Source organism: Pseudomonas sp. 65/3-MNA-CIBAN-0223 (assembly GCF_040310425.1).
Classification (GTDB): domain Bacteria; phylum Pseudomonadota; class Gammaproteobacteria; order Pseudomonadales; family Pseudomonadaceae; genus Aquipseudomonas; species Aquipseudomonas gregormendelii.
The window spans coordinates 277,118-299,609 of record NZ_JBEOPV010000001.1; the positions used below are offsets into that span (position 1 = coordinate 277,118).

The window sequence follows — 22,492 nt, forward strand, 5'->3', positions numbered from 1 at the left end:
TCACAGTTGCAGACGATGAATGACCTGGTGGCGGTCATCAGGGTCAGTGTAAGTTTCAAACCCAAGCGATCTGGCGAGGTCACGCATGGGCGCGTTGCTGGCGGAATCGACCGAATACATCTGCCGGTAACCGTTGTGGCGCGCCGCCTTGATCAAATGTTCCATCAGCAGTGTACCCAGTCCCAGGTGATTCCATTCATCGGCGACCGTAATGGCGCATTCACATTGCTGTTCACCCGTGGCCGCATAACGACTGACGCCCACCTCAATCAATTGTCCGTTGTCGTGCACCAGGGCGATGAAGGCCAGGCGCCCTCGATTTCTGCACCTGACAGGCCAAGCGGAGTCAAGCTGTTGCCCTGGCTGGACCAGGTCAGCGGTTCAGTAGTGCTGAAGGTTGGAATGATTGCCGTCAGACACTAGCGCACAAAGCGCTTGGGCAGGATCCGGGTCAGGGTGTTATCGCGCATCCAGTAATGGTGGAAAATCCCGGCGCAGGCGTGCACACCAATCAGCCAGTACCCGGCGTTACCCAGCCATTCATGCCATTCTTTGAATTGCTTCGCCAAATCCGGATCGAGTGCGATAGGCGAGGGCAGGGTAAAAGCAAAGTACGGTATCGGTTTACCGGCGGCACTGAGCATCAGCCAGGCGAGCAGGGGCGTGACGATCATCAGCACATAGAGCGCCAGGTGGGTGAGGTGGGCCAGCGCAGTCTGCCAGGCAGGGGGGCGAGGCGTGATGGGCGGGCGTTTTTGTAAACGACCGAGTAAGCGCACCCACACCAAGGTAAAAATCGCCAGTCCAAAAAGCGCATGGGTACCCAGTAGTGGTCCTTTCAACGGGTGCTGGCGCGGCAGCCAGCCCCTGATCTCGATACAGGCATAGACCCCGACAAACAGCCCGAGCATCAGCCAGTGCAAGGTGATCGAGAGTTTTGCGTAGCGGTTGTGAGCGAGTAAATCGCGAGTCATAACAGGCCTCTTGGACGTTGGTGTGGCTGCACAATCATTTGCGCGGTCCGGTTTCGTTCGGTAAGCGAACCGAATGACGCCAGCCTGCCTATCCAGTCTTAAGGCAATCTGAAGACTGCCCCTGCCGATCTTTTGGCCACCTTCAGACTCCGTTAAGAAATGCCTCGGATACTTCTCCCACACTTTCCCGGGAGGCGTCTTCCAATGCCCGATATTGACTGGAACATCGCTCTGCCCCTGCATTTCGGCCAAGCCGAAACCCCGCAGCTGAGTCTGGCCCGCGCTCTGCCGGACGAGCCCCTGCGCCCCGTCCTGGAAGCCTTTATCCAGAAACGCTTCCGCAGGGCCCACGGCGCGGACATCCGTCACTTCATGCCGGAGCTGTTCGGCATGAACAACGCCTCAGGTGAACTGTGTGCAGTGGCCGGCGTGCGCCTGGCGAGCCGTGAACCGCTGTTTCTGGAACGCTACCTGGACGAGCCGGTCGACCCGCTGATCAGTGCCGCTGCCGACTGTGAAGTCGCCCGCAGGGGCATCGTTGAAGTGGGCAACCTGGCCGCCAGCGACACTGGCAGTGCACGCATGAGCATCATCGCCATTACCTATCTGCTGGCCATGGGCGGCCTGGAATGGGTGGCGTTCACCGGCAACATCGGCCTGGTGAACAGCTTTCACCGTCTGGGCTTGAAGCCCGTGACCCTTTGCGCCGCCGATCCCGCGCGTTTGGGCGAGGACCGCCACAGCTGGGGCAGCTACTACGAGAGCAAACCCTGGGTGCACGTTGGCAACATCCGCGCCGGCTTCATTCATTTGCGCAACATAGGGATGTTCAGCCGATTGGGGTTGCCAGCGTCCATCGAGGAATCCAGCCATGTCGCCTGAAATCGAGCGTTTCAAACAGACCCTGCGCTCCCATGCCGAACGCAAGACCAATGCCATCGCTATTTGGGGGGATCACCTGAAGCTGGACTACGCGACGCTCTACGCGGAAGTGATGTACCGCCAGCAGCGTCTACGGGATGAAAACGTCCAGGTTGTTGCACTGGCCCTGGACAATGGTGTCGACGCCATGCTGTGGGACCTGGCCGTGCTGTTCGAAGGCTTGACCTGCCTGGCGTTGCCCCCTTTCTTCACGCCAGCTCAACGTAAACATTGTCTCAAGCAAAGCCAGGCTGCCCTGGTGATTGCCGAGCCGGCTCTGGAAGCGGAACTGCAAACGGGCGGCTACGAAAAGAACGGTGAATTCTGGCGGCGCACGTTCAACGGCCCGAACCGAATGCCCGAGGGCACCGCCAAACTGACCTTCACCTCGGGCACCACCGGCACTCCCAAAGGCGTGTGCCTGAGTGCCGAAAGTATCCTTCGGGTCGCCCGCGAACTCGATCAGGCAAGCAAGCCCACTGATCCACAGCATCACCTTGCGCTTTTGCCACTGGCGATCCTGTTGGAAAACATCGGCTGCTATGCGGCGCTGTACGCCGGCGCGAAGCTGAGCCTGCCCAGCCAGAAAACCCTCGGTATCGAGGGGGCCAGCGGTGTGGATGTGCCGCGACTGCTCGGTTGCCTGGCCACCCGTGCGCCCGAGAGTGTGATTCTGGTGCCGCAGTTGCTGTTGTTATTGGTCAGCGCCGCCGAGCAAAAAGCCTTCAGCCCCTACTCGTTGCGTTTTGCCGCAGTGGGCGGCGCCCGGGTGAGTGAAGATTTGCTGCACCGGGCGCGACGGGCCGGTCTGCCGGTTTATGAAGGCTACGGGCTGTCGGAGTGCGCGTCGGTGGTGTGCCTGAACCGGCCAGAGGCACGTCGCGCCGGCAGCGTCGGGCGGCCTCTGCCCCACGTGGAGATCCGTCTGGCCGACGACGGCGAAGTGCTGATCAAGGGCTCGACCCTGCTGGGTTACCTCGGCCAGGCTGAGCACTGCGATGAGTGGTGGCCCAGCGGCGATCTCGGTGAATTCGACGCCGAGGGCTTTCTGTACCTCAAGGGACGCAAGAAACACCAGTTCGTCACCAGTTATGGCCGCAATGTGAACCCCGAATGGGTCGAGTCCGAACTGACTCAACGCCGAGATATCGCCCAGGCCTTTGTCTACGGCGAGGCCATGCCGGGCAATCACGCGCTGCTTTGGCCTCATCGCCTCGATTGCACAGACGCAGAGTTGGCCGCCGCCGTGGCTCAGGCCAACGCGGCCTTGCCCAATTACGCCCAGGTTCACCACTGGACCCGTCTCGCTCAACCGTTCACCTCCGCCAACGGCTTGCTGACTGCCAATGGCCGACCACGCCGGGACGCCATCGTCGAGCAGTACCGCGCGCAACTGACTAACGCTTTTTTTTCAGAGGAATCTGCGTCATGAGTTTTTTCGACAACCTGCAAGAAGCCACTCAACACGAACGCCACGCGCTGTTCAACCTGCCGGTCATTCGCGATGCTCTGGAGGGCAAGGTCAGCCTGGAGAGCTACCGGGCCTTCCTGGCGCAAGCCTATTACCACGTGCGCCATACCGTGCCGTTGATGATGGCCTGCGGTGCACGCCTGCCGTCGCGTCTGGAATGGCTGCGCAAAGCAGTGTGCGAGTACATCGAAGACGAATACGGCCACGAACAGTGGATCCTCAACGATATCGAAGCCTGCGGTGGCGACAAGGCGGCGGTGCGCGACGGTCGTCCCTCCTTGCCGATCGAATTGATGGTCAGCTACCTCTACGACCTGATTGCCCGGGGCAATCCGGTGGGCCTGTTTGGCATGGTCAATGTGCTGGAAGGCACCAGTATCGCCCTGGCCACCCACGCCGCCGAGAGCATCCGCGAACGCCTGGACTTGCCGCAAAGCGCGTTCAGTTACCTCAGCTCCCATGGCTCGCTGGATATCGAGCACATGCAGACCTATCGCCGCTTGATGAACACCCTTGATGATCCGTCTGACCAGGCTGCCGTGATTCATGCCTCCAAAGTGGTGTACGCGCTGTACACCGATATGTTCCGCGGCTTGCCGCGCGACGGGGAGACCCCCCATGCGCCTGTCTGAAGCCCGCGTGGTGCTGACCGGCGCCAGTGGCGGCATCGGCCTGGCAATCGCCACGGCCCTGTGCGCCAGTGGCGCCAGGGTATTGGCCGTGGCTCGGCACCGGGAACCGCTGGTGCCTTTACTGGAACGCTACCCACAGCAGTTGTCCTGGGTCGGCGCCGACCTGACGTTCCTCACCGACCGCCGTAAAGTACTGGCCGCCGCCGAAGGCATCGGGGGTCTGAACCTGCTGATCAACGCCGCCGGGATCAATCACTTCGCCATGCTTGAACAGCTCGATGACAGCGACATCAATGCCATGCTGGCGGTGAACGTCAGCGCGCCGATCTGCCTCACCAGGTTGCTGCTGCCGCTGCTCAAGCAGGCTGAAAGCGCCATGGTGGTGAACGTCGGCTCGACCTATGGCTCGATCGGTTACCCCGGCTACGCCAGCTATTGCGCCACCAAGTTTGCCCTGCGGGGGTTTTCCGAAGCCCTGCGTCGTGAGCTCGCCGACACCCGGGTCGGGGTGTTGTACGTCGCACCACGAGCCACCCGCACCAGCATGAACAGCGCGGCAGCGCAGGCGTTGAATGATGCCCTCAAATCCAACGTCGATGATCCGCAAAAAGTTGCCTCGGCGGTGATGCACGCCATTGCCGGTGACCACCGTGACCTGTACCTGGGCTGGCCGGAACGCTTCTTCGTGGGCCTGAACAGCCTGTTGCCCAACCTGGTGGATCGCGGCCTGCGCAAGCAGCTGCCACTGATCCGTCGTCTGAGTCAGAAGCCTGATAACGAGAACCTCAAGCCATGAAAAAAATCTTCGCCTGCCTGCTGATGGGCGCCTTGAGCGCAAACGCCTGGGCGCTTGATGCCGCCGATCAACAACGTCTCAGTGGCATCCAGCAAAGCTGGGCACACATTCAATATGAAATGCCCGCCGATCAACGTACCGCCGCTTTTGAAAAGCTGGCCGGCCAGGCGTCGGCGTTCACGCACGACCGCCAGTCCGTGGCCGAAGCCTGGATCTGGTCCGGAATCGTCACCAGCAGTTGGGCCGGTGCCCAGGGCGGGCTCGGAGCATTGAGCAAGGTCAAGGATGCAAAAGTCGATCTGGAGAAAGCCCTGGCCCTGGACCCCAAAGCCTTGCAAGGCTCGGCCTACACCAGCCTCGGCGCACTCTACGACCGTGTGCCAGGCTGGCCGATCGGTTTCGGTGACGCTGACAAGGCCGATCAGTTGCTCAAGCAGGCCTTGCAACTGAACCCTGACGGCATCGATAGTCTGTACTTCTGGGGCGATCACCTCTACCGTCAAAAACGCTACAGCGAAGCCCGGGGTGCGCTGCAAAAAGCCCTGCAGGCTGCCCCAAGGCCAGGACGGGAACTGGCCGACGCCGGACGGCGCAAAGAGATCGAAGCGCTGCTGGTGGACGTGAACAAGAAAATAGACTGACAGGAGTCCGTGTGCGCTTATTACTGATTGAGGATGACGTGGCGCTGGGTGAAGGCATTCATCAGGCCCTCGGCCGCGAAGGGTACACCGTGGACTGGTTGCAGGACGGTAGCAGTGCCTTGCATGCGCTACTCAGCGAATCCTTCGACCTGGCGGTGCTCGACCTTGGCCTGCCACGCATGGACGGGCTGGAAGTGCTGCGCCGCCTGCGTGACAGCGGCTCCAACCTGCCGGTGTTGATTCTTACGGCGCGGGACGCCACCGAAGACCGTATCGCCGGGCTGGATGCCGGGGCCGACGATTACCTGATCAAGCCCTTCGATCTGGCCGAACTCAAGGCGCGTCTGCGGGCCTTGCTGCGGCGCAGCGCCGGGCGTGCGCAGATGCTCATCGAACACGCTGGCATCAGCCTCAATCCGGGCACGCAGCAAGTCAGCTATATGGGTGAACCGGTGGCACTGACGCCCAAGGAGTATCAACTGCTCCACGAACTTCTGTCGCCACCGGGCCGGGTCATGACCCGCGATCACCTGATGCAGTTGCTCTACGGCTGGAACGAAGAGGCCGAAAGCAACACCCTGGAAGTGCACATTCATCACCTGCGCAAAAAGTTCTCCACTGACCTGATCCGTACCATTCGCGGAGTTGGTTACCTGGTGGAGGAACGTCGATGACCTCCATCCGGCGTCGCACGCTGACGCTGATCATCGGCCTGATGCTCGCCGGCCTGGCAGTGATCACCGTGTTCAACTGGAACGACAGCAATCACGAAATCGCCGAAGTCTACGACGCCCAGCTAGCCCAGAACGCCCGGCTGCTGCAGGGCGTGATGCGCATGCCGCTGGCCAGCAAGGAACACGCCGAACTCTACCAGGCGTTCAATAAGGCCTTGGGCGAGGCGGTGCCCAAGGTCGATGGTCATCCCTATGAAAGCAAGATTGCCTTTCAGGTCTGGAATCGTCAGGGCCAGGTACTGGTGCACACCGCCAGTGCGCCGTCTTTTGGCACACCGCCAGTCACCCCAGGTTTTAGTGATGTGGTGGACCTGAACAACCGCCACTGGCGCGCCTTCATGCTGGAGGACAAACAAACGGATCTACGGATCTGGGTGGGTGAACGGGACGATGTGCGTTCGGACCTGGTGGACCGGATCCTGCGCCATACCCTGTTGCCCAATGTGCTGGGCAGCCTGATTCTGGCAGCGATGGTGTGGATGGCCATTGGCTGGGGCCTCAAGCCCCTGGCCGACATGGCGGCCACGCTGCGGGCTCGGCACAGCGGCTCGCTGGAGCCGCTGCAACTGACCCCGCTGCCCAGCGAGCTGGAACCGATGCAAGCGGCGCTCAATCGCATGCTCGCGCAGATCCAGGAAGTCATGGGGCGCGAGCGGCGTTTTATCGCTGATGCGGCCCATGAGATGCGTACGCCGTTAGCGGTGCTCAGGGTCCATGCACAGAACCTGATGGAGGCGGGGAGCGAAGAGGATCGCCGTGAGTCCCTGGAACATTTGATCGCCGGCGTGGACCGTACCACCCGACTGGTCAACCAATTGCTGACCATGGCCCGCCTTGAACCGCAATCAGCGATACCGCCATCACCGGCCATTGATCTGGCGGCCACCGTGCGTGCCAGCCTGGTGCAGTTGACGCCCTGGTTGTTGAACAAGGGGCTGGAACTGGCCTTCGATGTCAGCGACGACATCGGCCCCGTCAGGGTCGATCCCGCCGCCATCGACATCGCCTTGAACAATTTGGTGACCAATGCCGCCAACTTTTCGCCTAAGCACGGTTTGATCACTGTCAGGCTGAGTAAACAGGGCGATCACTACCAATTGTCTGTTGAGGATGAGGGGCCGGGGATCAATGAGGAAGATCGCGACAGGCTGTTCGAACGCTTCTACAGCCGCGGCAATGATCAGGGCGCGGGTCTGGGGCTGAACATCGTCCAGGCGATTGCCGATCGCCTGGGAGGGCAGGTCCGGTTGGAAAACCGCACGCCCACGGGGCTGCGCGCTACGTTGGAGATTTTGCGTTTTTAACGCGGCCATCCATAACCGGCCGGGTGATTGTCAGCCACTAATCAGAAAACAACTCAAACATCAGCTGGCGCAGCCAGCGATTGGCGGGATCCTTGTTATAGCGCGCATGCCAGAACAGGTTTATTTCGATGTTGGGCAGTTCCACTGGCGTCGGTAAAACTGCGAGCCCGAAGGGTTGTTCGCAACTGCTGGCAAATCGTTCAGGCACTGTGGCCATCAAGTCGGTGCGTTGAAGTATGTGGCCGACGGCGACGAAATGCGGAACCTCCAGGCGTATGTTGCGCTCGATGCCGGCCCGCGCCAGGAACGTATCTACTTCACCGTGACCGGTGTTCGCCGCGACGACCCGAACGTGGCCATAACTGCAGAAACGCTCAAGCGTCAGCGGCTCCCGGGTCGCGGGGTGGTCCTTGCGGCATACGCAGACATAGCGATGGTGAAACAGGCGCTGCTGAAAAAATCCGGCTTGCAGGTGCGGAAGCAAGCCGACTGCGAGGTCAATTGCACCGTTCTGCAAGCCTTCGGCCAGGGTATTGGAGGTGTTGCGCAGGGTACTGATCGAGCAACCCGGCGCGCGCTCAGCCAGGGCGTCCATCAGCCGCGGCATGAAGTAGATTTCGCCAATGTCGGTCATTGCCATGGTAAATCGGCGATTGCAGTTGCGCGGGTCGAAGGTGTCCTGACGGCTCAGCGCATCGCGCAAGGTCTGGATGGCCATGGCCACCGGCTCAGCCAACTGCCGGGCGTAGGGCGTGGGCTTCATTCCCTGATACGTGCGAACGAACAGCTCGTCATTCAAAGCGACACGCAAGCGCTTCAACGCGTTGCTCACAGCGGGCTGGGTCAACTCAAGGCTATCGGCCGCCGTTGATACCCGGCGGTCGATGAGCAACTGGTTGAATACCAGCAGCAGATTGAGATCAAGTTCACGTAATTCCATAACGTCTCGTGCAGATTGCGTGCTCATAAGGGCCGTAAATCTTTGCCCACCCTTGGGGTCTGCACCGCTCTGAAATGGCCGCTGCAAGGGCCAAAGCCTAACAAGTGCCAGAGGGGCGCGTCCATTGGATATCAGTGGGGCTTTTGTTTCGTCCGAGGTTTATTCACGTTCGAAATAATGCCTATTCACCTGGCTGCATTTATCACGGGCGCGGGTTTGCCCATCATCGAACCCATGTCCAGTGCTCAATGCTCTGCTTAACACCATTGGACACCGCGCGATTTCCGGGGGGCGACAGATCCTCCGGCTCTATAACAATGACAAGAAGAGCGATGCCATGCGTACGATTGATGTCTCGGCCCTGATTGACGGGGCGCGTTTTAATGCCTTCCATGCCCGCGTGCTGTTCTGGTGCGCACTGATCATCATTTTCGACGGTTATGACCTGGTCATCTATGGGGTCGTGTTGCCCTCACTGATGGCCGAGTGGGGCTTGAGTTCGTTGCAGGCCGGGGCGCTGGGCAGTTGCGCGCTGGTGGGCATGATGCTGGGGGCATTGTTTTTCGGTTCATTGTCGGATCGCATAGGCCGACGTAAAACCATCATGATGTGTGTTGCCATCTTCAGCGTAGTCACAGCCCTGAACGGTCTGGCCCGGAGCCCCGAGGCCTTCGCCTTGTGCCGATTCATCGCTGGCCTGGGGATCGGCGGCGTCATGCCCAACGTGGTCGCGCTGATGAACGAGTACGCACCGAAGAAATCCCGCAGCACCCTGGTGGCGATCATGTTCAGTGGCTATTCGCTAGGGGGGATGCTCTCAGCGGGCCTGGGCATGGTGCTGATTCCCCAATGGGGCTGGCAGGCGGTGTTCTATGTGGCGCTGATTCCGTTGTTGGCCTTGCCGTTTCTGATTCGGCAATTGCCGGAGTCGATGGATTTCCTGCTGCGCACCGGGCAGACCGTCGAGGCCCAAATGCTGCTGGCACACGCTACGCCGTCATATGCACCCACCGCCGGTGACCAGTTGAACCCGATGGTCGCCAAAGGGACGACGGTGTCCATTGCGCAACTGTTCCAGGACGGGCGCAAGTTGAATACCCTGATGCTGTGGCTGGCGTTTTTCTGTTGCTTGCTGATGGTATATGCGTTGAGCTCCTGGCTGCCGAAACTGATGACTGCCGCCGGTTATGGCCTGAATTCCAGCTTGGCGTTTCTGTTGGCGCTCAACGGCGGTGCGATCATCGGTGCAGTGGCCGGAGGCTGGCTGGGAGACCGGATTGGCATCGCCAAGGTGTTGTTCGCTTTTTTCACTTGCGGGGCGATCGCCCTGAGCCTGCTGGCGCTGAAAGCACCTTTACCCGTCCTGTATTTGCTCATCGCCATTGCAGGGGCGTGCACCATTGGCACGCAAATCCTGGCTAACGCCTGCACGGTGCAGTACTACCCAGCGCATATTCGGTCTACAGGGCTGGGTTGGGCCATGGGTATCGGTCGGACCGGCGCCATCATCGGTCCATTGCTGGGGGGCGCATTGCATGCTTCTTCATTGCCGTTACAGGCAAGCTTTCTCATCTTTGCGGTACCCGGTCTGATCGGTGCCATCGCTATTCTGGTGTTCCTGATCCAGAACTCTGCGAGCCGTCGAACAACTTCATCCAAACAAGCCGTACCGCAGTAGAAAAGGTCACGCCCAGGGATGGGCACCCTGATCCCACCTGGCCAAGCGACGCGCCATGGGTGCGCAATGCCAGTCAGGAAGAAATGCTGTCCGCCTTCGATCATTGGGGTGACGCTGCAAAGTCGGTGGCTGACGAAATTTTTTTACGTTTTTTTTACAGTCAGCGTTTTTGCCGGACACGATACTGGCGGCGATTTTTTAATCGCCCAGGCCTTTCTTTTCCGATAGGCCTGGAACAGAGGCATTGCGCAAGGAAGGCGTGCAGTACTCCCCGATGATTGAGAGAAGCGCCCCTTGAGTGAGACAGTGACCGTTGCAAACGAAAATTACCCATCCAAAACGTCAGGAGTGGGCATGCTCGTCGCCGCTGTCGGCGTGGTATATGGCGACATTGGCACCAGCCCCCTCTACACGCTTAAAGAAGTGTTTTCCGGCCACTACGGCGTTCAGGTAAACCACGACGGCGTGCTGGGGATCCTGTCGTTGATCTTTTGGTCACTGATCTGGGTCGTCTCGATCAAATACGTGCTGTTCATCCTGCGTGCCAACAACCAGGGCGAAGGCGGCATCATGGCATTGACGGCTTTGGCCCGCCGCGCGGCCAGCCCTTATCCCCACATGAGCAAGGTACTGGTGCTGCTCGGCCTGTTCGGGGCGGCACTTTTTTACGGGGACAGCATGATTACCCCGGCGATTTCGGTGCTGTCGGCGGTTGAAGGGCTGCAGCTGGCTTTTGATGGCATAGAACATTGGGTGGTGCCCCTGTCAGTGGTCGTGCTGGTGGCGCTGTTCCTGATACAAAAACACGGCACCGCCCGCATCGGCATCCTGTTTGGTCCGATTATGGTGCTGTGGTTTGTGGTATTGGGCGTGCTCGGGATCCACGGTATTTTGCAGCGTCCCGAAGTGCTGCAAGCGCTTAACCCTGTTTGGGCAGTGCAGTTCTTCGTGGTTCATCCGGGAATGGGTGTGGCGATTTTGGGCGCCGTCGTGCTGGCATTGACTGGCGCTGAAGCGCTGTATGCCGACATGGGCCACTTTGGTCGCAAACCGATTTCCCGCGCCTGGTTCATCCTGGTGTTGCCGGGGCTGGTGCTCAATTATTTTGGCCAGGGTGCCCTGATCCTGGAGAACCCGGAGGCGATACGCAATCCGTTCTATCTGCTCGCGCCAAGCTGGGCGCTGTTGCCGATGGTCGCGCTCTCCACCCTGGCAACCATCATTGCGTCGCAAGCCGTGATCTCCGGCGCTTTCTCCCTGACGCGCCAGGCTATCCAGTTAGGGTATGTCCCTCGCATGTTCATTCAGCACACCTCCAGCCAAGAGCAGGGGCAGATTTACATCGGCACGGTCAACTGGGCGCTGATGGTCGGTGTCGTGCTGTTGGTGATCGGTTTCGAGTCGTCCAGCGCCTTGGCCGCTGCCTATGGGGTCGCGGTGACGGGCACCATGTTGATCACCACCATCTTGTCCTCGGCTGTCGTGCTGCTCCTTTGGAAAACGCCTCGGTGGCTGGCGATACCCATGCTGATCGGGTTTCTGCTGGTCGACAGCCTGTACTTCGCTGCCAACGCGCCCAAGATTTTCCAGGGCGGCGCGTTCCCGGTGATCGCCGGTATTGGTCTGTTTATCTTGATGACGACTTGGAAGCGCGGGCGGAAAATCATCGTCGAGCGGCTGGATGAGACCGCGCTGCCTTTGCCGCTGTTCATCAGCAGTATCCGTTCACAGCCGCCGCATCGTGTGCAGGGGACTGCGGTTTTCCTGACGGCCAGGGCCGATGCGGTTCCCCATGCACTCTTGCACAATCTGCTGCATAACCAGGTGCTGCACGAGCAAGTGGTATTGCTCACCGTAGTGTCCGAGGACAGTCCTCGAGTGAGTGCAGATCGGCGGTTTGAAGTTGAAGCCTATGGCGACGGGTTCTTCCGGGTCAGCCTCCACTTCGGCTTCATGGAAGAGCCGGACGTGCCTACAGCCTTAAGTCTTTGTCATTTGAATGAGCTGGATTTCAGCCCGATGCGCACGACCTATTTCCTCAGCCGTGAGACGGTGGTCCCAACGAAGCGCATGGGCATGGCACGCTGGCGAGAGGGTCTGTTCGCGTTTCTGCTGAAGAACGCCAATAGCAATCTGAAGTACTTCAAATTGCCACTCAACAGGGTGATCGAACTGGGGACTCAGGTGGAGATGTGAGGACAGGCAAGGCCCTCTGCTGGGCCTTCGGACGAATTGCTCGCACAGCTCAGCTTAACCCCCGTGGCCATAACCCGTGCTTGACGCATGGCTCGCGGTCCGCATCAGCAATACCACCGAGCAGATGACCGGCAGATTCACCAACAGCAGCGCATATCGCAATGACTCGTGGCCAAACAGAGGAAGCAGCATGTCGCTGATCAAGCCGGTTGCCAGTGGCCCGATACCGACGCCGAGCAAAGTGCTGACGATGGTTTGTAAAGCCATGGCGCTACCCCGTCGACCGGGTGGCACCAGTTGGGTGACAAGGTTGTAGGACGGGGCGACCCACCAGACGGCAAAGAATGCGTAAAGCGCGCACCAGAGCATGGCGGTTGGAATCGGCACATCACCCAGGCGCACCAGCAGGGAGTCGGACCAGAGCAAATAGGGAACCAGCGCACAGATGGCCGCCAAGTGGCCGAAAATCGGGATCGAAACTTGCCAGTGTGGATTGCGCCGGCACAGGCGGTCACTCAACCAGCCGCTGAACAAACCACCGATTCCCGCCGAAATTCCGCAGATCACTCCTGCCAGCAATCCAGCGTGTTGCAGGGACAGGCCGTGTGAGCGCACCAGGAAGCTGGTGTTCCACATGCCAATGGCATAGGAACTGAGTGTGGTCAGTCCACCTGCGAGGATCAGGCAACGATACGCTGGCAGCGCCCACAGCTTGCGCGCTTCAGCGCCCATGCCCAGCAGGGCGGGGGGGGTGTGGGACTGTGTAACATCCCAACGACCGCGTTGAGGGTCGCGTACGAAAAACGCGAGGATAGCGCTGAACGCCAGCGCCGGCACCCCAAGGGCAATGAACGCACTGCGCCAGCCATAGTGCTCCACCACCCAGGCACCGATGCTTAACCCGATGATCGAGGAGAAGGTCGGTGCGGCGGTAAAGCAACTGATGGCAAATGAACGCCGTTGTGGTGGGTACAGGTCTGCGATCAACGACAGCGAGGCCGAAGTTGTCGGCGACTCGCTGACTGCAACCAGCATGCGCGCGAAGGCCAGCGCCAGGAAGCTGCCGGCCAGGCCGCAAGCCATGGTCGCCAAGGCCCAGAGCAAGCAGGACATTGCCAGCAGCCGTATACGTGGCATGCGGTCCACCAGGCGACCCGCTGGCAGGCCCATCAGTGCATAGACTGCCGCGAACGCCAATCCCGAGATCAACCCGATGGCGGTGTCGCTGACGGCAAATTCGGATTTGATCGGTTCGACCATGACCGCCAGTATTTGTCGACCGACGAAATTGTCGGCAAATACCATCGCCAGCAGCAACAGCAAGCCATGGCTGCCCCAGCCGACCCTGGCCCGTGGCAACAAACCTGCGCGGGCAGTCAACGTGGTGCCCACAGATCCGGCAGGCCGGGGTCGCTTACGACGATCAGGCGCTTGAGCAACACCTTCAAGGCTTGAGCGTCGGCCGCGCCGAGCTTGACGGCAAGGTCTTCTTCCACGGCCTTGGCCAAAGCGACTTGATGCAGCGAAACTTCGCGGCCCTGGGCCGTGAGGACAAACCGCAAGGACTCTGCCGAGCCCTCGAACGCCACCAGGCGCTGGCGTTCGAGAAAACGCATGCTGGCCAGGGTGACTTCGCGGCCTGTGTAGTTCACAAAGGTGTTGATTTCCTCAAGGGTGAGGTTGTCGCGGATACACAGAATGGAAAGAACAAAAAACGTCTGTTCGTCCAGCTGCTGACTGTTCAATAGCTTGCGCAAGACGTTCAGCACTTGATAGTGCCCACGTCCCAACAGGTAACCGAGCAAGTCCTCGGTATAGCTGCACTCGGGCGGTGGCGGGGTGGTCGCCAGTCGCAGTTCGCTGCGTGGCTTACGCGTTGCCAGGGCGTACTGGCCGCTTTGGAACGCCAGCGGCGCCCGGTCGCTGTGATCGAAGGCGAGTACCTCACCCACAAAGATCACATGGTCACCGCCTTCGTACTGGAACGCCGTGCGGCATTGGAAACGCGCCGTGCAATCTTGCAATAGCGGTGCCTCGCTGATGCCATTGTCGAGTTCGATCTCGGCGAATTTGTCCTCGCCCTGAGTGGCAAAGCGTCCCGACAGTGTCTCCTGCTCCGTGGACAGCACGTGCACATTCCAATGCTTGCCGCTGCTGAAGATCGGCAGACTGCGTGCCTGCTTGGAGAGGCTCCAGAGTACCAACGGCGGGTTAAGCGACACCGAGTTGAAACTGTTGGCGGTGATGCCAACCGGAGAGCCGTCTTCGGTCTGGGTAGTGATGATTGTGACCCCGGTGGTGAACGTGCCGAGCGCGGCGCGGAATGCCTGGGGATCGAAGCTGATGCTTTGCATTGCCATGACTGGCCTCATGGAGTGGAGTTTTCGTATGGCCAGTATTGGGCGTTTGCAAATGCCCAACATCGTCTCAACGGACTAACACTATTTCAGGGGCTCGTCCGATTGGACGAGGCGGCGCAGATGTCCGCAAGGCTAGGGTGGCGCCAGGCGCATGGGGCGCTTAACGACCAATGAGCCGACCTGCAAGGGGATAACAATGAGTTCAGCCACGTCTTGCGTCGAAGACCTTTCCAGCCTGCTGGCGCGACAGAAGAGTGCTTTCGCCAGTGCCGGGAGAGTCAGCGGCGAAACCCGACGCCAGCGCCTGCAGCAGGTCATCGACCTGCTGGTCCATAACCACGCCGCATTGACTCAGGCCATTGACCAGGATTTCGGCGGGAGGCCTGCCGGTTTCTCATTGATGAATGATGTGCTGGGCGCACTGGCCTCGCTTAAACATGCCCGCGATCATCTGCAGGACTGGATGCCGGACGAACCCCGTCAGATGTTCAGCCCTTATGACCAGCTCGGCGCCACCGCCTGGGTCATGTACCAACCCAAGGGCACGGTAGGCATCCTCGGTACGTGGAATGCTCCGCTGTATACCTTGCTCAGCCCGTTGGCATCGGCTCTGGCGGCCGGCAATCGGGCCATCCTTAAGCCCTCGGAGGTGGTGCCACGCACCGCTCGACTGTTGGCGGATCTGTGCGCTGAACACCTTGATCCATTGGTCGTTGCAGTGCTCAACGGCGGGCCGGAGCTGGGCGAGGCCTTCAGCAGCCAGCCCTTCGACCACCTGGTGTTCACCGGCAGCACGGCGATTGGCCGGCAGGTAATGGGCAATGCTGCGAAAAACCTGGTGCCGGTGACCCTGGAACTGGGTGGCAAGTCGCCGGTAATCGTCTCTGCCAGCGCCGACTTGAACAAGGCCGCTTTCAGCATCGCCGCGGGTAAGGCCAGTAATGGTGGACAAATCTGCATCAATCCGGACCTGGTGCACGTACCCAAGGCCCGCCTCGAATCCTTCCTTGAAGCCTTGCGCAGCGCCTATCGGGATCTCAACCCAACCGTAGCGGGCAACCCGGATGTGGTAGCAGTGGTCAATCAGCGACATCTGCAGCGGGTCGAGAGCCTGGTCGAGGACGCGCAGGCACGCGGTGCGCGCGTCGAATGCCTGCCCGAACCCCTGGCCGTGGACACCCAGGACCGCCGTCGCCCGCTGCGGGTGGTGGTTGATCCGGCCCCGGAGAGCTCGATCATGCAAGAGGAAATCTTTGGTCCGGCCATGGTCGTGCTGGGGTATGACGACCTCGATCAGGTCATCGCGCAAATCAATGCAGGGCCACGTCCGCTGGCGCTTTACTACTTCGGCGAAGATGCGCAGGAGCAGCGCCACGTGCTGGAACACACCCTGTCCGGCGGGGTCACCCTCAACGACGTGATGATGCACGCCGCCCTGCACGATGCGCCATTTGGCGGTGTCGGCGCGTCGGGCATGGGCCATTACCATGGTCGCGAAGGATTTCTTGAATTCAGCCACATGCGCACGGTGTTCAAGGCTTCGGCCCACGACCCGCGCCGCGAGTGGGGCCTGTTGCCGCCCTACGGTGAGCACTACCTGGCGGCCATGCTGGCCGGTGTTACATCCGACTAATAATGATCAATCAGGGCGTCATCACTATCATGGCTAATCACGAACACTCACCGCTCAATCCTTCGACAACCCCTGAAGCCGGCTGGCCCCGTCGCAGCGTACTCAAGGCCGGTGCCGTGGCTGTTGGCGTCGGGCTTCTGGGGCGCTATGCAAACGTCCGCGCGGCGGGGATTTCGGCCAGCGACTACCAGGGCCTGGACGCCTGGGCGATGAGCCAGGCGATCCGCAGCGGCGAACTGAGTGCCGAGGACCTGATGGCGGCGGCGCTGGCTCGCTACAACGAAGCCAACCCCAAGGTCAATGCAGTGAACATGCTGCATGAGGGTTACGCTCGCACCTTGCTGGCCCAGCGTCGCGCGGCGGGCACTGAAAATCGGGGCGCCCTGGCCGGAGTGCCGCTGCTGCTCAAGGACCTCAACACTTCCTTGCAGGGCACCATCACCAGCAACGGTTGCCGGATGTTCAAGGACTCACCACCGGCCAGCCGCACCAGTGTCCTGATCTCCCGTTATGAGCAGGCCGGTGCGGTGCCATTCGGCAAGACCACATGCCCTGAGTTCGGCTTGACCACCACCACCGAATCCCTGGCCTGGGGCCAGACCCGTAACCCCTGGAACCTGGCCATGAGCGCCGGCGGTTCTTCCGGAGGCGCGGCGTCAGCGGTGGCGGCGGGGATCGTGCCCGTGGCCCATGCCACCGATGGCGGCGGTTCGATCCGCATTCCTGCTTCGTACTGCGGCCTGGTCGGACTCAAGCCCAGCCGGTATCGAACCCCCAGCGGGCCGCTGCATTTCGAGGGCTGGTTTGGCGCCAGTGTGGCCAACGTCGTCTCACGCACGGTGCGCGATACCGCACTGTTCCTTGATGTCGGGCAGGGCCATGAGGCCGGCAGTGCGTATTGGTGCCCGCCCTTGGTCCGACCCTACGTAGAAGAGTTGCAACGCGAACCGGGCAAGTTGCGCGTGGCTGTCGTGCGCCAATCGTTGACCGGCGCGCCGCTTGAACCGGCGATTGCCGCGACGCTGGAACAGACCATCAAGCAACTGCTGGCGCTGGGGCATGAGATCGACGAGCTGGAGCTGAGGGTCGATCCCCGTCAGTTGTTCGGCGCCCATGGCATGGTGATCGGGACGGCCGTGCGAACCTTGATCCACGACCGTGAGCAGGTGCTCGGACGCGCTGCCACGGCGCAGGACCTGGAGAAAATCACCCTGGTGAATCTGGAACGTTCCAAGGGTACCAGTGGCGAGGATCTGTACCGCGCCCGGCAATCGTTCGAGAGTATCGGCGCGACCATGGAGCACCATTTCGAACGCTACGACGTGATCCTGTCGCCGGTCACCGGTAGCCTGACGCCGAAGCTGGGGCTGTTGTCCCTGGACCAGCCCTGGGACAGTTACGCCCACAACGCTATGGGCAGCGCCGGCTTCACGGTACTCGCCAACGTAAGCGGCCAGCCGGCGATCTCTCTGCCGCTTGGCCAGAGTGACGACGGCCTGCCGGTGGGCATGATGTTCACTGCGCGCCTGGGTGGCGAAGACGTGCTGCTGCGCCTGTCCAGCCAGCTGGAACAAGCCCATCCGTGGGTCGCCAGGCGTGCCACCTTTTAGTTCCACGCCCTTGCAGTTCCGCACCTTTGTGGGAGCCAGTCTGCTGGCGATGGGCGCTGAAGTTCAACATCCTGTTGACTGATCCACCGCTAACGCGAGCTGACTCGCCTCCACAGGCAACCCCTAGTCCAATTTGACGATGAGCCAATCCCCCCGCAGCCCTAATCATGGGCTGCACTCCGCCAGCGCACCCTGCGTGGTCGGCGGTTTCTTTCTGACCTCAGCTAATGGCATAACAACAATGACGGCTCAAGTTCAGTCTCAGACCCACTATGACGTGATCGTCGTCGGTTCGGGCGCAGGTGCGATGACTTCGGCGGTGTTTCTCGCCGACCAGGGTATGCGGGTGCTGGTAGTGGAGAAAAGCGACCAGTACGGCGGCACGTCGGCGATTTCCGGCGGCGGTATCTGGATTCCGAACAACCACTATTTCGCTCGCATGAACGGCAATGACAGCTACGCAACGGCCCTGACCTATCTGCAAGCGGCGGCGGGCGAGCATGTCGACGAAACGCGCTTGCGCGCATACCTGGACAACGCGCCGAAGATGATCGAACAGCTCACCCGTATAAGCCGGGTGCGCTACGCGGTGGCGGCGAAATACCCTGATTACTATCCACACCTGCCCGGGGCATTGGCCGGTGGACGAACACTGGACCCGGAGTTTTTCGATACCAGCCTGTTGGGCGAGGAACTCGCGAACCTGCGCAAACCGTCGCCTTCAACCCTGCTGATGGGGCGCATCGCCTGGACTGCGCGCGATGCACACAAAGCCATGGCCCGCAGTTTCGGCTGGCGCTTGCTGATCATGAAGCTGATGTTGCGCTACAAGCTGGACTTCAAATGGCGACGCAAAAGCAAGATGGACCGCCGTGCATCCCTGGGAAGTTCGCTGGTGGCCTCCCTGCGCCGCTCGCTGATGGACCGCAACGTACCGCTTTGGCTCAACACCGATTTCTGTGGCCTGGTCACCGAAAGCGGCCGGGTCAGCGGTGTCACAGTGATGCGTGACGGTGCCGAGCTGCAATTGCAGGCCCGCCTGGGGGTGATCCTTGCCTCGGGTGGCTTTGAACAGAACCAGGCGCTGCGCGACCAGTACTTGCCCAAGCCCACCCGTAAGGCCTGGAGCGCGACACCGCCTGGTAACAACACTGGGGCCGCCCTCGAAGCCGGCATGGCGCAAGGCGCCGCCACCGCGTTGATGGATTGGGCCTGGTGGGCGCCGACCATTGCCGTGCCGGGAGAGGACAAGCCCCGGGGGATCTTCGCCGAGCGTGCGTTCCCCGGCGCTATCGTGGTCAACGGTCTGGGGCAGCGCTTTGTCAACGAAGCGGCACCGTATCTGGAGTTCGTCGACGCCATGCATCGGGACAACCAGAGTACCGACGGGAGATCGGTGCCGGCCTGGGTGATCTTCGACGCGCACTTCCGTTTCAACTACGCCATGGGGCCATTGATGCCTGGTCAGGTCATGCCCGATAGCCGCCTGCGCAAAGAGTGGCTCAACAACCTGTACTGGAAAGCCGACACCCTGAGCGGCCTGGCCCGGCAGATCGGCGTCGACGGTGCTGGCCTGGAAGCCACCGTGGCCAAGGTCAACGGCTACGCAGAAAGCGGTGTGGACATCGACTTTGCCCGTGGCGGCAATGTCTTCGACCGCTATTACGGCGACTGCAACATCAAGCCCAACCCTTGCCTGGCGCCGCTGCGCAAAGGGCCTTACTACGCCATGCGCCTGGACGCCGGTGACATCGGCACCAAGGGCGGTCTGTTGACCAACGAACATGCCCAGGTGGTACGCGATGACGGTTCGACCATCGCCGGCTTGTACGCCATTGGCAACTGCTCTGCCTCGGTGATGGGCACCAGCTACCCGGGAGCCGGTGGCACCCTGGGGCCGGCGATGACCTTTGGTTATGTCGCCGCCAACCACTTGGCCCGTCAGCTGCAGGAGGCGTGATGTCAATGACGGATAACGTCCCCAGCACCGACGTAATGCCACCCTTGCAGGTGGCCAATGGCAACAGCGTAACCTGGGACGAACAATGCGATGTACTGGTCGTCGGCTGGGGTGCTGCCGGTGCCTGCGCGGCGCTTGAAGCTCGGGCCGAGGGTGCCGACGTGCTGATCGCCGACCGCTTCACCGGCGGCGGTGCCAGCGCCAAAAGCGGCGGGGTGGTCTATGCCGGGGGCGGCACGCGCCATCAACAGGCGGCGGGCTTCAACGACAGTCCCCAAGCCATGTTCGACTACCTCAAGCACGAAACCCGCTCCGTAGTCAGCGATGACACGCTGCGGCGCTTCTGCGCCGACAGCGTGAGCAACCTCCAGTGGCTGGAAAGCCACGGCGCGCCCTACGCCCACCAGATGCCACCGGGCGGGGGAAAGACTTCTTATCCGCCCGACGGCTACTTCCTCTATTACTCGGGTAACGAATTGGTGCCTGATCACGGCGGCCCCTTGCCGCCTGCGCCACGAGGGCATCGCACCGTGGGCAAGGGGCAGGGCGGGGCGGTACTTTTTTCCCACCTGAAAGCAGCGTGCCTGAAGGCCGGAGCGAGAACGCTGTTGCAGGCGGCGGCGCGACGACTGGTCACCGATGCCCAGGGGCAGGTACTGGGTGCCGAGTTTTGGTGCATGCCCAAAGGCAGCAAGCAAGCCCACTTGCATGCCCGACTGTCCGCCCGCGCCGAACGTCTGCAGAACTTCGTCCCTGGCTATTGCAACAAACTGCGCAAGAAGGTCTGCCAACTGGAACGGGATTTCGCCAAGCCTCGCCGGGTGCGGGCGCTCCGCGGGGTGATCCTGAGCACTGGTGGCTTCATCTTCAACCGCCAATTGCTCGAACAGTACGCGCCGAAGTTCCGGCGCAATTTCAAGGTCGGCGCCACCGGCTGCGATGGCAGCGGCTTGCGCCTGGGTGCCAGTGTCGGTGGTCAGGGGGCTGGGCTTGAGCGAGTATCGGCGTGGCGCTTCATCAACCCGCCGTACAGTTGGCACAAAGGCATCGTGGTCAACCGCGAGGGGCTGCGCTTTTGCAACGAAGAAGTCTACGGCGCCACCCTCGGCCAGCCCTTGATGGAAGAGCAGGGGGGCAAGGCGTGGCTGGTGCTGGATGCGCCGTTGCGCAAGAAAGCCATCCGCGAAGCGCTGTTCGGCGGCTACTGGTGGTTCCAGAGTTTTCCGGCCCTGGCCCTGATGCTGTTCAAGGTGCGCAAGGGCAAGAGCCTGACTGAGCTGGCCAGTGCGACGTCCATGGACCCCAACGTGCTGCGCGACTCTGTGCTGGCCGCCAACGCCGCCGCCCGTGGCGAGGCGCCGGAGCCGTTCGGCAAGTCCGAGGGTGGGCGCCAGGTACTTGAACAAGGGCCGTTCTATGCCTGCGATATCTCCGTGACCAATCCGGTATTTCCCCTGGGCGCCCTGACCCTGGGTGGATTGCGCGTGGATGAGCGCAGCGGCGCGGTGCTGGACGAGCAAGGCCAGGCAATCAGCGGCTTGTACGCCGCCGGACGCAGCGCCCTGGGCATACCGTCGCACCTGTACATCAGTGGCCTGTCCCTGGCGGACTGCGTGTTCTCCGGCCGTCGAGCCGGTGCCGCCGTCGTCCGCGCACACAGCCAGCAACCGCAAAACACCCACGCACAGGAGACCCCATGATGCCCCTCGAGCAAACGAGCAAGAATGGACGGGTTCACGGCAAGGTGGCGCTGGTCACCGGCGGCGCCAAGGGCATCGGCGCTGCCAGCGCGCGCCTGCTGGCAGCCGAAGGTGCCCAGGTACTGATCAGCGACCTGGACGTCGAGGCCGGCCAGGCTTTGGCAGCGGAAATCGGGCCGACGACCGCCTTTATCCGCCACGACGTCAGCAACGAAGACCAGTGGCGCCAGGTCATCGAACATGTGCGCAAGCGCTACGGACGCCTGGATATCCTGGTCAACAACGCCGGTATCCTGATCGCCGGATCGATCGAAGAAACCAGTCTGGCTGACTGGCACAAAGTCATGCGCGTGAACGCCGACAGCGTGTTCCTGGGCTGTCGCGAAGGCATCGCGTTGATGAAGGACAGCGGTGGCTCGATCATCAACCTGTCGTCCATCGCGGCCCTGGCCGGGCGCGACGATTACCTGGCCTACAGCGCTTCGAAGGGGGCGGTGGCGGCGCTGTCGCGCTCGGTGGCGGTGATGTGCCGACGGCGCAAGTACCGCATCCGTTGCAACACCCTGCACCCCGATGGGGTACTCACCGATATGACCCGCGGCGGCTTCCCGGAAGGCATCGATCCCAACCGCCTCACCATCGACAGCGACCCGATGAACCGCATGTGCCGCCCGGAAGACGTGGCAGCCAGCGTGTTGTTCCTGGCAAGCGACGAAGCCCGGGCGATCAATGGGGTAGAGTTGCGCGTTGATAGTGGGCAGATGGTGATGAGTATCTAGCGCCTCCTGAAACCCACTTCTGATGTTCACTCCGTAGGAGCTGCCGCAGGCTGCGATCTTTTGATTTTTTGTTCTTCGAGCTGACAGAGAACCAGGCGCTGGATCGGATTGATCAGGCCGAATGGAAGATCAAAAGATCGCAGCCTTCGGCAGCTCCTACGGG

18 protein-coding genes and 1 pseudogene are annotated in these 22,492 nt (G+C 61.3%); 14 read left to right on the forward strand and 5 right to left on the reverse strand.

The annotated features are described in order from the left end of the window. A pseudogene (locus AAEZ09_RS01140) lies at positions 1-321 on the reverse strand (GNAT family N-acetyltransferase); the annotation flags it as partial. A gap of 98 nt (positions 322-419) precedes the next feature. Then, positions 420-974 carry a cytochrome b gene (locus AAEZ09_RS01145; protein ID WP_350597706.1) on the reverse strand — a complete coding sequence of 185 codons (555 nt, stop codon included), beginning with the start codon at positions 972-974 and terminating at the stop codon, positions 420-422. A 204-nt stretch (positions 975-1,178) separates the two neighbouring features. Here AAEZ09_RS01145 and AAEZ09_RS01150 point away from each other — a divergent pair, with 204 nt between their 5' ends. Genes AAEZ09_RS01150 through AAEZ09_RS01180 form a run of 7 tightly spaced genes read left to right on the forward strand, consistent with a single transcriptional unit; the run spans position 1,179 to position 7,473 of the window. Further along, positions 1,179-1,856, forward strand: a complete 678-nt coding sequence (locus tag AAEZ09_RS01150; protein ID WP_205892351.1) for a thermostable hemolysin — start codon at positions 1,179-1,181, stop codon at positions 1,854-1,856. Continuing rightward, positions 1,846-3,327: an AMP-binding protein gene (locus AAEZ09_RS01155; RefSeq protein WP_045058570.1), complete on the forward strand. Its 1,482-nt coding sequence runs from the start codon at positions 1,846-1,848 to the stop codon at positions 3,325-3,327. The genes AAEZ09_RS01150 and AAEZ09_RS01155 overlap by 11 nt, the downstream gene beginning before the upstream one ends. Then, positions 3,324-3,998: an iron-containing redox enzyme family protein gene (locus tag AAEZ09_RS01160; protein ID WP_205892352.1), complete on the forward strand. Its 675-nt coding sequence runs from the start codon at positions 3,324-3,326 to the stop codon at positions 3,996-3,998. Before AAEZ09_RS01155 ends, AAEZ09_RS01160 begins: the two co-directional genes overlap by 4 nt. Beyond that, entirely contained in the window at positions 3,985-4,794 is an 810-nt protein-coding gene (locus AAEZ09_RS01165; RefSeq protein WP_045058568.1) for an SDR family oxidoreductase, read from the forward strand. The genes AAEZ09_RS01160 and AAEZ09_RS01165 overlap by 14 nt, the downstream gene beginning before the upstream one ends. Next, positions 4,791-5,435, forward strand: coding sequence for a tetratricopeptide repeat protein (locus AAEZ09_RS01170; RefSeq protein ID WP_205892353.1), 645 nt, complete (start codon positions 4,791-4,793; stop codon positions 5,433-5,435). Before AAEZ09_RS01165 ends, AAEZ09_RS01170 begins: the two co-directional genes overlap by 4 nt. An 11-nt stretch (positions 5,436-5,446) precedes the next feature. Next, positions 5,447-6,109 carry a response regulator gene (locus AAEZ09_RS01175; protein ID WP_045058566.1) on the forward strand — a complete coding sequence of 221 codons (663 nt, stop codon included), beginning with the start codon at positions 5,447-5,449 and terminating at the stop codon, positions 6,107-6,109. Then, complete coding sequence (locus AAEZ09_RS01180; RefSeq protein ID WP_045058565.1) at positions 6,106-7,473, forward strand: sensor histidine kinase; 1,368 nt, start codon at positions 6,106-6,108, stop codon at positions 7,471-7,473. The genes AAEZ09_RS01175 and AAEZ09_RS01180 overlap by 4 nt, the downstream gene beginning before the upstream one ends. 37 nt (positions 7,474-7,510) lie before the next feature. Here the strand turns inward: AAEZ09_RS01180 and AAEZ09_RS01185 are convergent, their stop codons facing one another. Continuing rightward, positions 7,511-8,413: a LysR family transcriptional regulator gene (locus AAEZ09_RS01185; protein ID WP_350597709.1), complete on the reverse strand. Its 903-nt coding sequence runs from the start codon at positions 8,411-8,413 to the stop codon at positions 7,511-7,513. Between the two features lie 337 nt (positions 8,414-8,750). Between AAEZ09_RS01185 and AAEZ09_RS01190 the strand changes: the two genes are divergently transcribed. Then, positions 8,751-10,091 (forward strand): MFS transporter, encoded by a 1,341-nt coding sequence (locus tag AAEZ09_RS01190; protein ID WP_350597711.1) that lies wholly within the window; start codon positions 8,751-8,753, stop codon positions 10,089-10,091. A gap of 354 nt (positions 10,092-10,445) precedes the next feature. Next, a complete protein-coding gene (locus tag AAEZ09_RS01195) occupies positions 10,446-12,287 on the forward strand; it encodes a potassium transporter Kup (RefSeq protein WP_350597713.1) in 1,842 nt (613 codons plus the stop codon). 54 nt (positions 12,288-12,341) lie between these two features. Here the strand turns inward: AAEZ09_RS01195 and AAEZ09_RS01200 are convergent, their stop codons facing one another. Together AAEZ09_RS01200 and AAEZ09_RS01205 are read right to left on the reverse strand one after the other, a co-directional pair. Then, positions 12,342-13,667: a spinster family MFS transporter gene (locus AAEZ09_RS01200; protein ID WP_350597715.1), complete on the reverse strand. Its 1,326-nt coding sequence runs from the start codon at positions 13,665-13,667 to the stop codon at positions 12,342-12,344. Next, complete coding sequence (locus tag AAEZ09_RS01205) at positions 13,664-14,647, reverse strand: flavin reductase family protein (RefSeq protein ID WP_045058559.1); 984 nt, start codon at positions 14,645-14,647, stop codon at positions 13,664-13,666. Before AAEZ09_RS01205 ends, AAEZ09_RS01200 begins: the two co-directional genes overlap by 4 nt. A 151-nt stretch (positions 14,648-14,798) precedes the next feature. On the opposite strand from AAEZ09_RS01205, the gene AAEZ09_RS01210 reads away from it, so the two are divergent. From AAEZ09_RS01210 to AAEZ09_RS01230, 5 genes are all read left to right on the forward strand, one after another. Continuing rightward, a complete protein-coding gene (locus tag AAEZ09_RS01210) occupies positions 14,799-16,280 on the forward strand; it encodes a coniferyl aldehyde dehydrogenase (RefSeq protein WP_350597717.1) in 1,482 nt (493 codons plus the stop codon). 29 nt (positions 16,281-16,309) lie between these two features. Further along, positions 16,310-17,890, forward strand: coding sequence for an amidase (locus tag AAEZ09_RS01215; RefSeq protein ID WP_350597719.1), 1,581 nt, complete (start codon positions 16,310-16,312; stop codon positions 17,888-17,890). Positions 17,891-18,131: 241 nt separating this feature from the next. After that, complete coding sequence (locus AAEZ09_RS01220) at positions 18,132-19,850, forward strand: FAD-binding protein (protein WP_045058557.1); 1,719 nt, start codon at positions 18,132-18,134, stop codon at positions 19,848-19,850. After that, entirely contained in the window at positions 19,850-21,550 is a 1,701-nt protein-coding gene (locus tag AAEZ09_RS01225; protein WP_350597721.1) for an FAD-binding protein, read from the forward strand. The genes AAEZ09_RS01220 and AAEZ09_RS01225 overlap by 1 nt, the downstream gene beginning before the upstream one ends. Further along, a complete protein-coding gene (locus AAEZ09_RS01230) occupies positions 21,547-22,329 on the forward strand; it encodes an SDR family oxidoreductase (protein ID WP_350597723.1) in 783 nt (260 codons plus the stop codon). Before AAEZ09_RS01225 ends, AAEZ09_RS01230 begins: the two co-directional genes overlap by 4 nt. Positions 22,330-22,492: the final 163 nt, after the last annotated feature.

What these genes read in the sequence shown, in the direction of transcription:
- AAEZ09_RS01150 (WP_205892351.1), top strand. Translation starts at nt 1,179, where the DNA reads ATGCCCGATATTGACTGGAACATCGCTCTGCCCCTGCATTTCGGCCAA.
- AAEZ09_RS01155 (WP_045058570.1), top strand. Translation starts at nt 1,846, where the DNA reads ATGTCGCCTGAAATCGAGCGTTTCAAACAGACCCTGCGCTCCCATGCC.
- AAEZ09_RS01170 (WP_205892353.1), top strand. Translation starts at nt 4,791, where the DNA reads ATGAAAAAAATCTTCGCCTGCCTGCTGATGGGCGCCTTGAGCGCAAAC.
- AAEZ09_RS01220 (WP_045058557.1), top strand. Translation starts at nt 18,132, where the DNA reads ATGACGGCTCAAGTTCAGTCTCAGACCCACTATGACGTGATCGTCGTC.
- AAEZ09_RS01160 (WP_205892352.1), top strand. Translation starts at nt 3,324, where the DNA reads ATGAGTTTTTTCGACAACCTGCAAGAAGCCACTCAACACGAACGCCAC.
- AAEZ09_RS01185 (WP_350597709.1), bottom strand. Translation starts at nt 8,413, where the DNA reads ATGGAATTACGTGAACTTGATCTCAATCTGCTGCTGGTATTCAACCAG.
- AAEZ09_RS01215 (WP_350597719.1), top strand. Translation starts at nt 16,310, where the DNA reads ATGGCTAATCACGAACACTCACCGCTCAATCCTTCGACAACCCCTGAA.
- AAEZ09_RS01225 (WP_350597721.1), top strand. Translation starts at nt 19,850, where the DNA reads ATGTCAATGACGGATAACGTCCCCAGCACCGACGTAATGCCACCCTTG.
- AAEZ09_RS01165 (WP_045058568.1), top strand. Translation starts at nt 3,985, where the DNA reads ATGCGCCTGTCTGAAGCCCGCGTGGTGCTGACCGGCGCCAGTGGCGGC.
- AAEZ09_RS01145 (WP_350597706.1), bottom strand. Translation starts at nt 974, where the DNA reads ATGACTCGCGATTTACTCGCTCACAACCGCTACGCAAAACTCTCGATC.
- AAEZ09_RS01230 (WP_350597723.1), top strand. Translation starts at nt 21,547, where the DNA reads ATGATGCCCCTCGAGCAAACGAGCAAGAATGGACGGGTTCACGGCAAG.
- AAEZ09_RS01190 (WP_350597711.1), top strand. Translation starts at nt 8,751, where the DNA reads ATGCGTACGATTGATGTCTCGGCCCTGATTGACGGGGCGCGTTTTAAT.
- AAEZ09_RS01205 (WP_045058559.1), bottom strand. Translation starts at nt 14,647, where the DNA reads ATGGCAATGCAAAGCATCAGCTTCGATCCCCAGGCATTCCGCGCCGCG.
- AAEZ09_RS01180 (WP_045058565.1), top strand. Translation starts at nt 6,106, where the DNA reads ATGACCTCCATCCGGCGTCGCACGCTGACGCTGATCATCGGCCTGATG.
- AAEZ09_RS01195 (WP_350597713.1), top strand. Translation starts at nt 10,446, where the DNA reads ATGCTCGTCGCCGCTGTCGGCGTGGTATATGGCGACATTGGCACCAGC.
- AAEZ09_RS01210 (WP_350597717.1), top strand. Translation starts at nt 14,799, where the DNA reads ATGGGGCGCTTAACGACCAATGAGCCGACCTGCAAGGGGATAACAATG.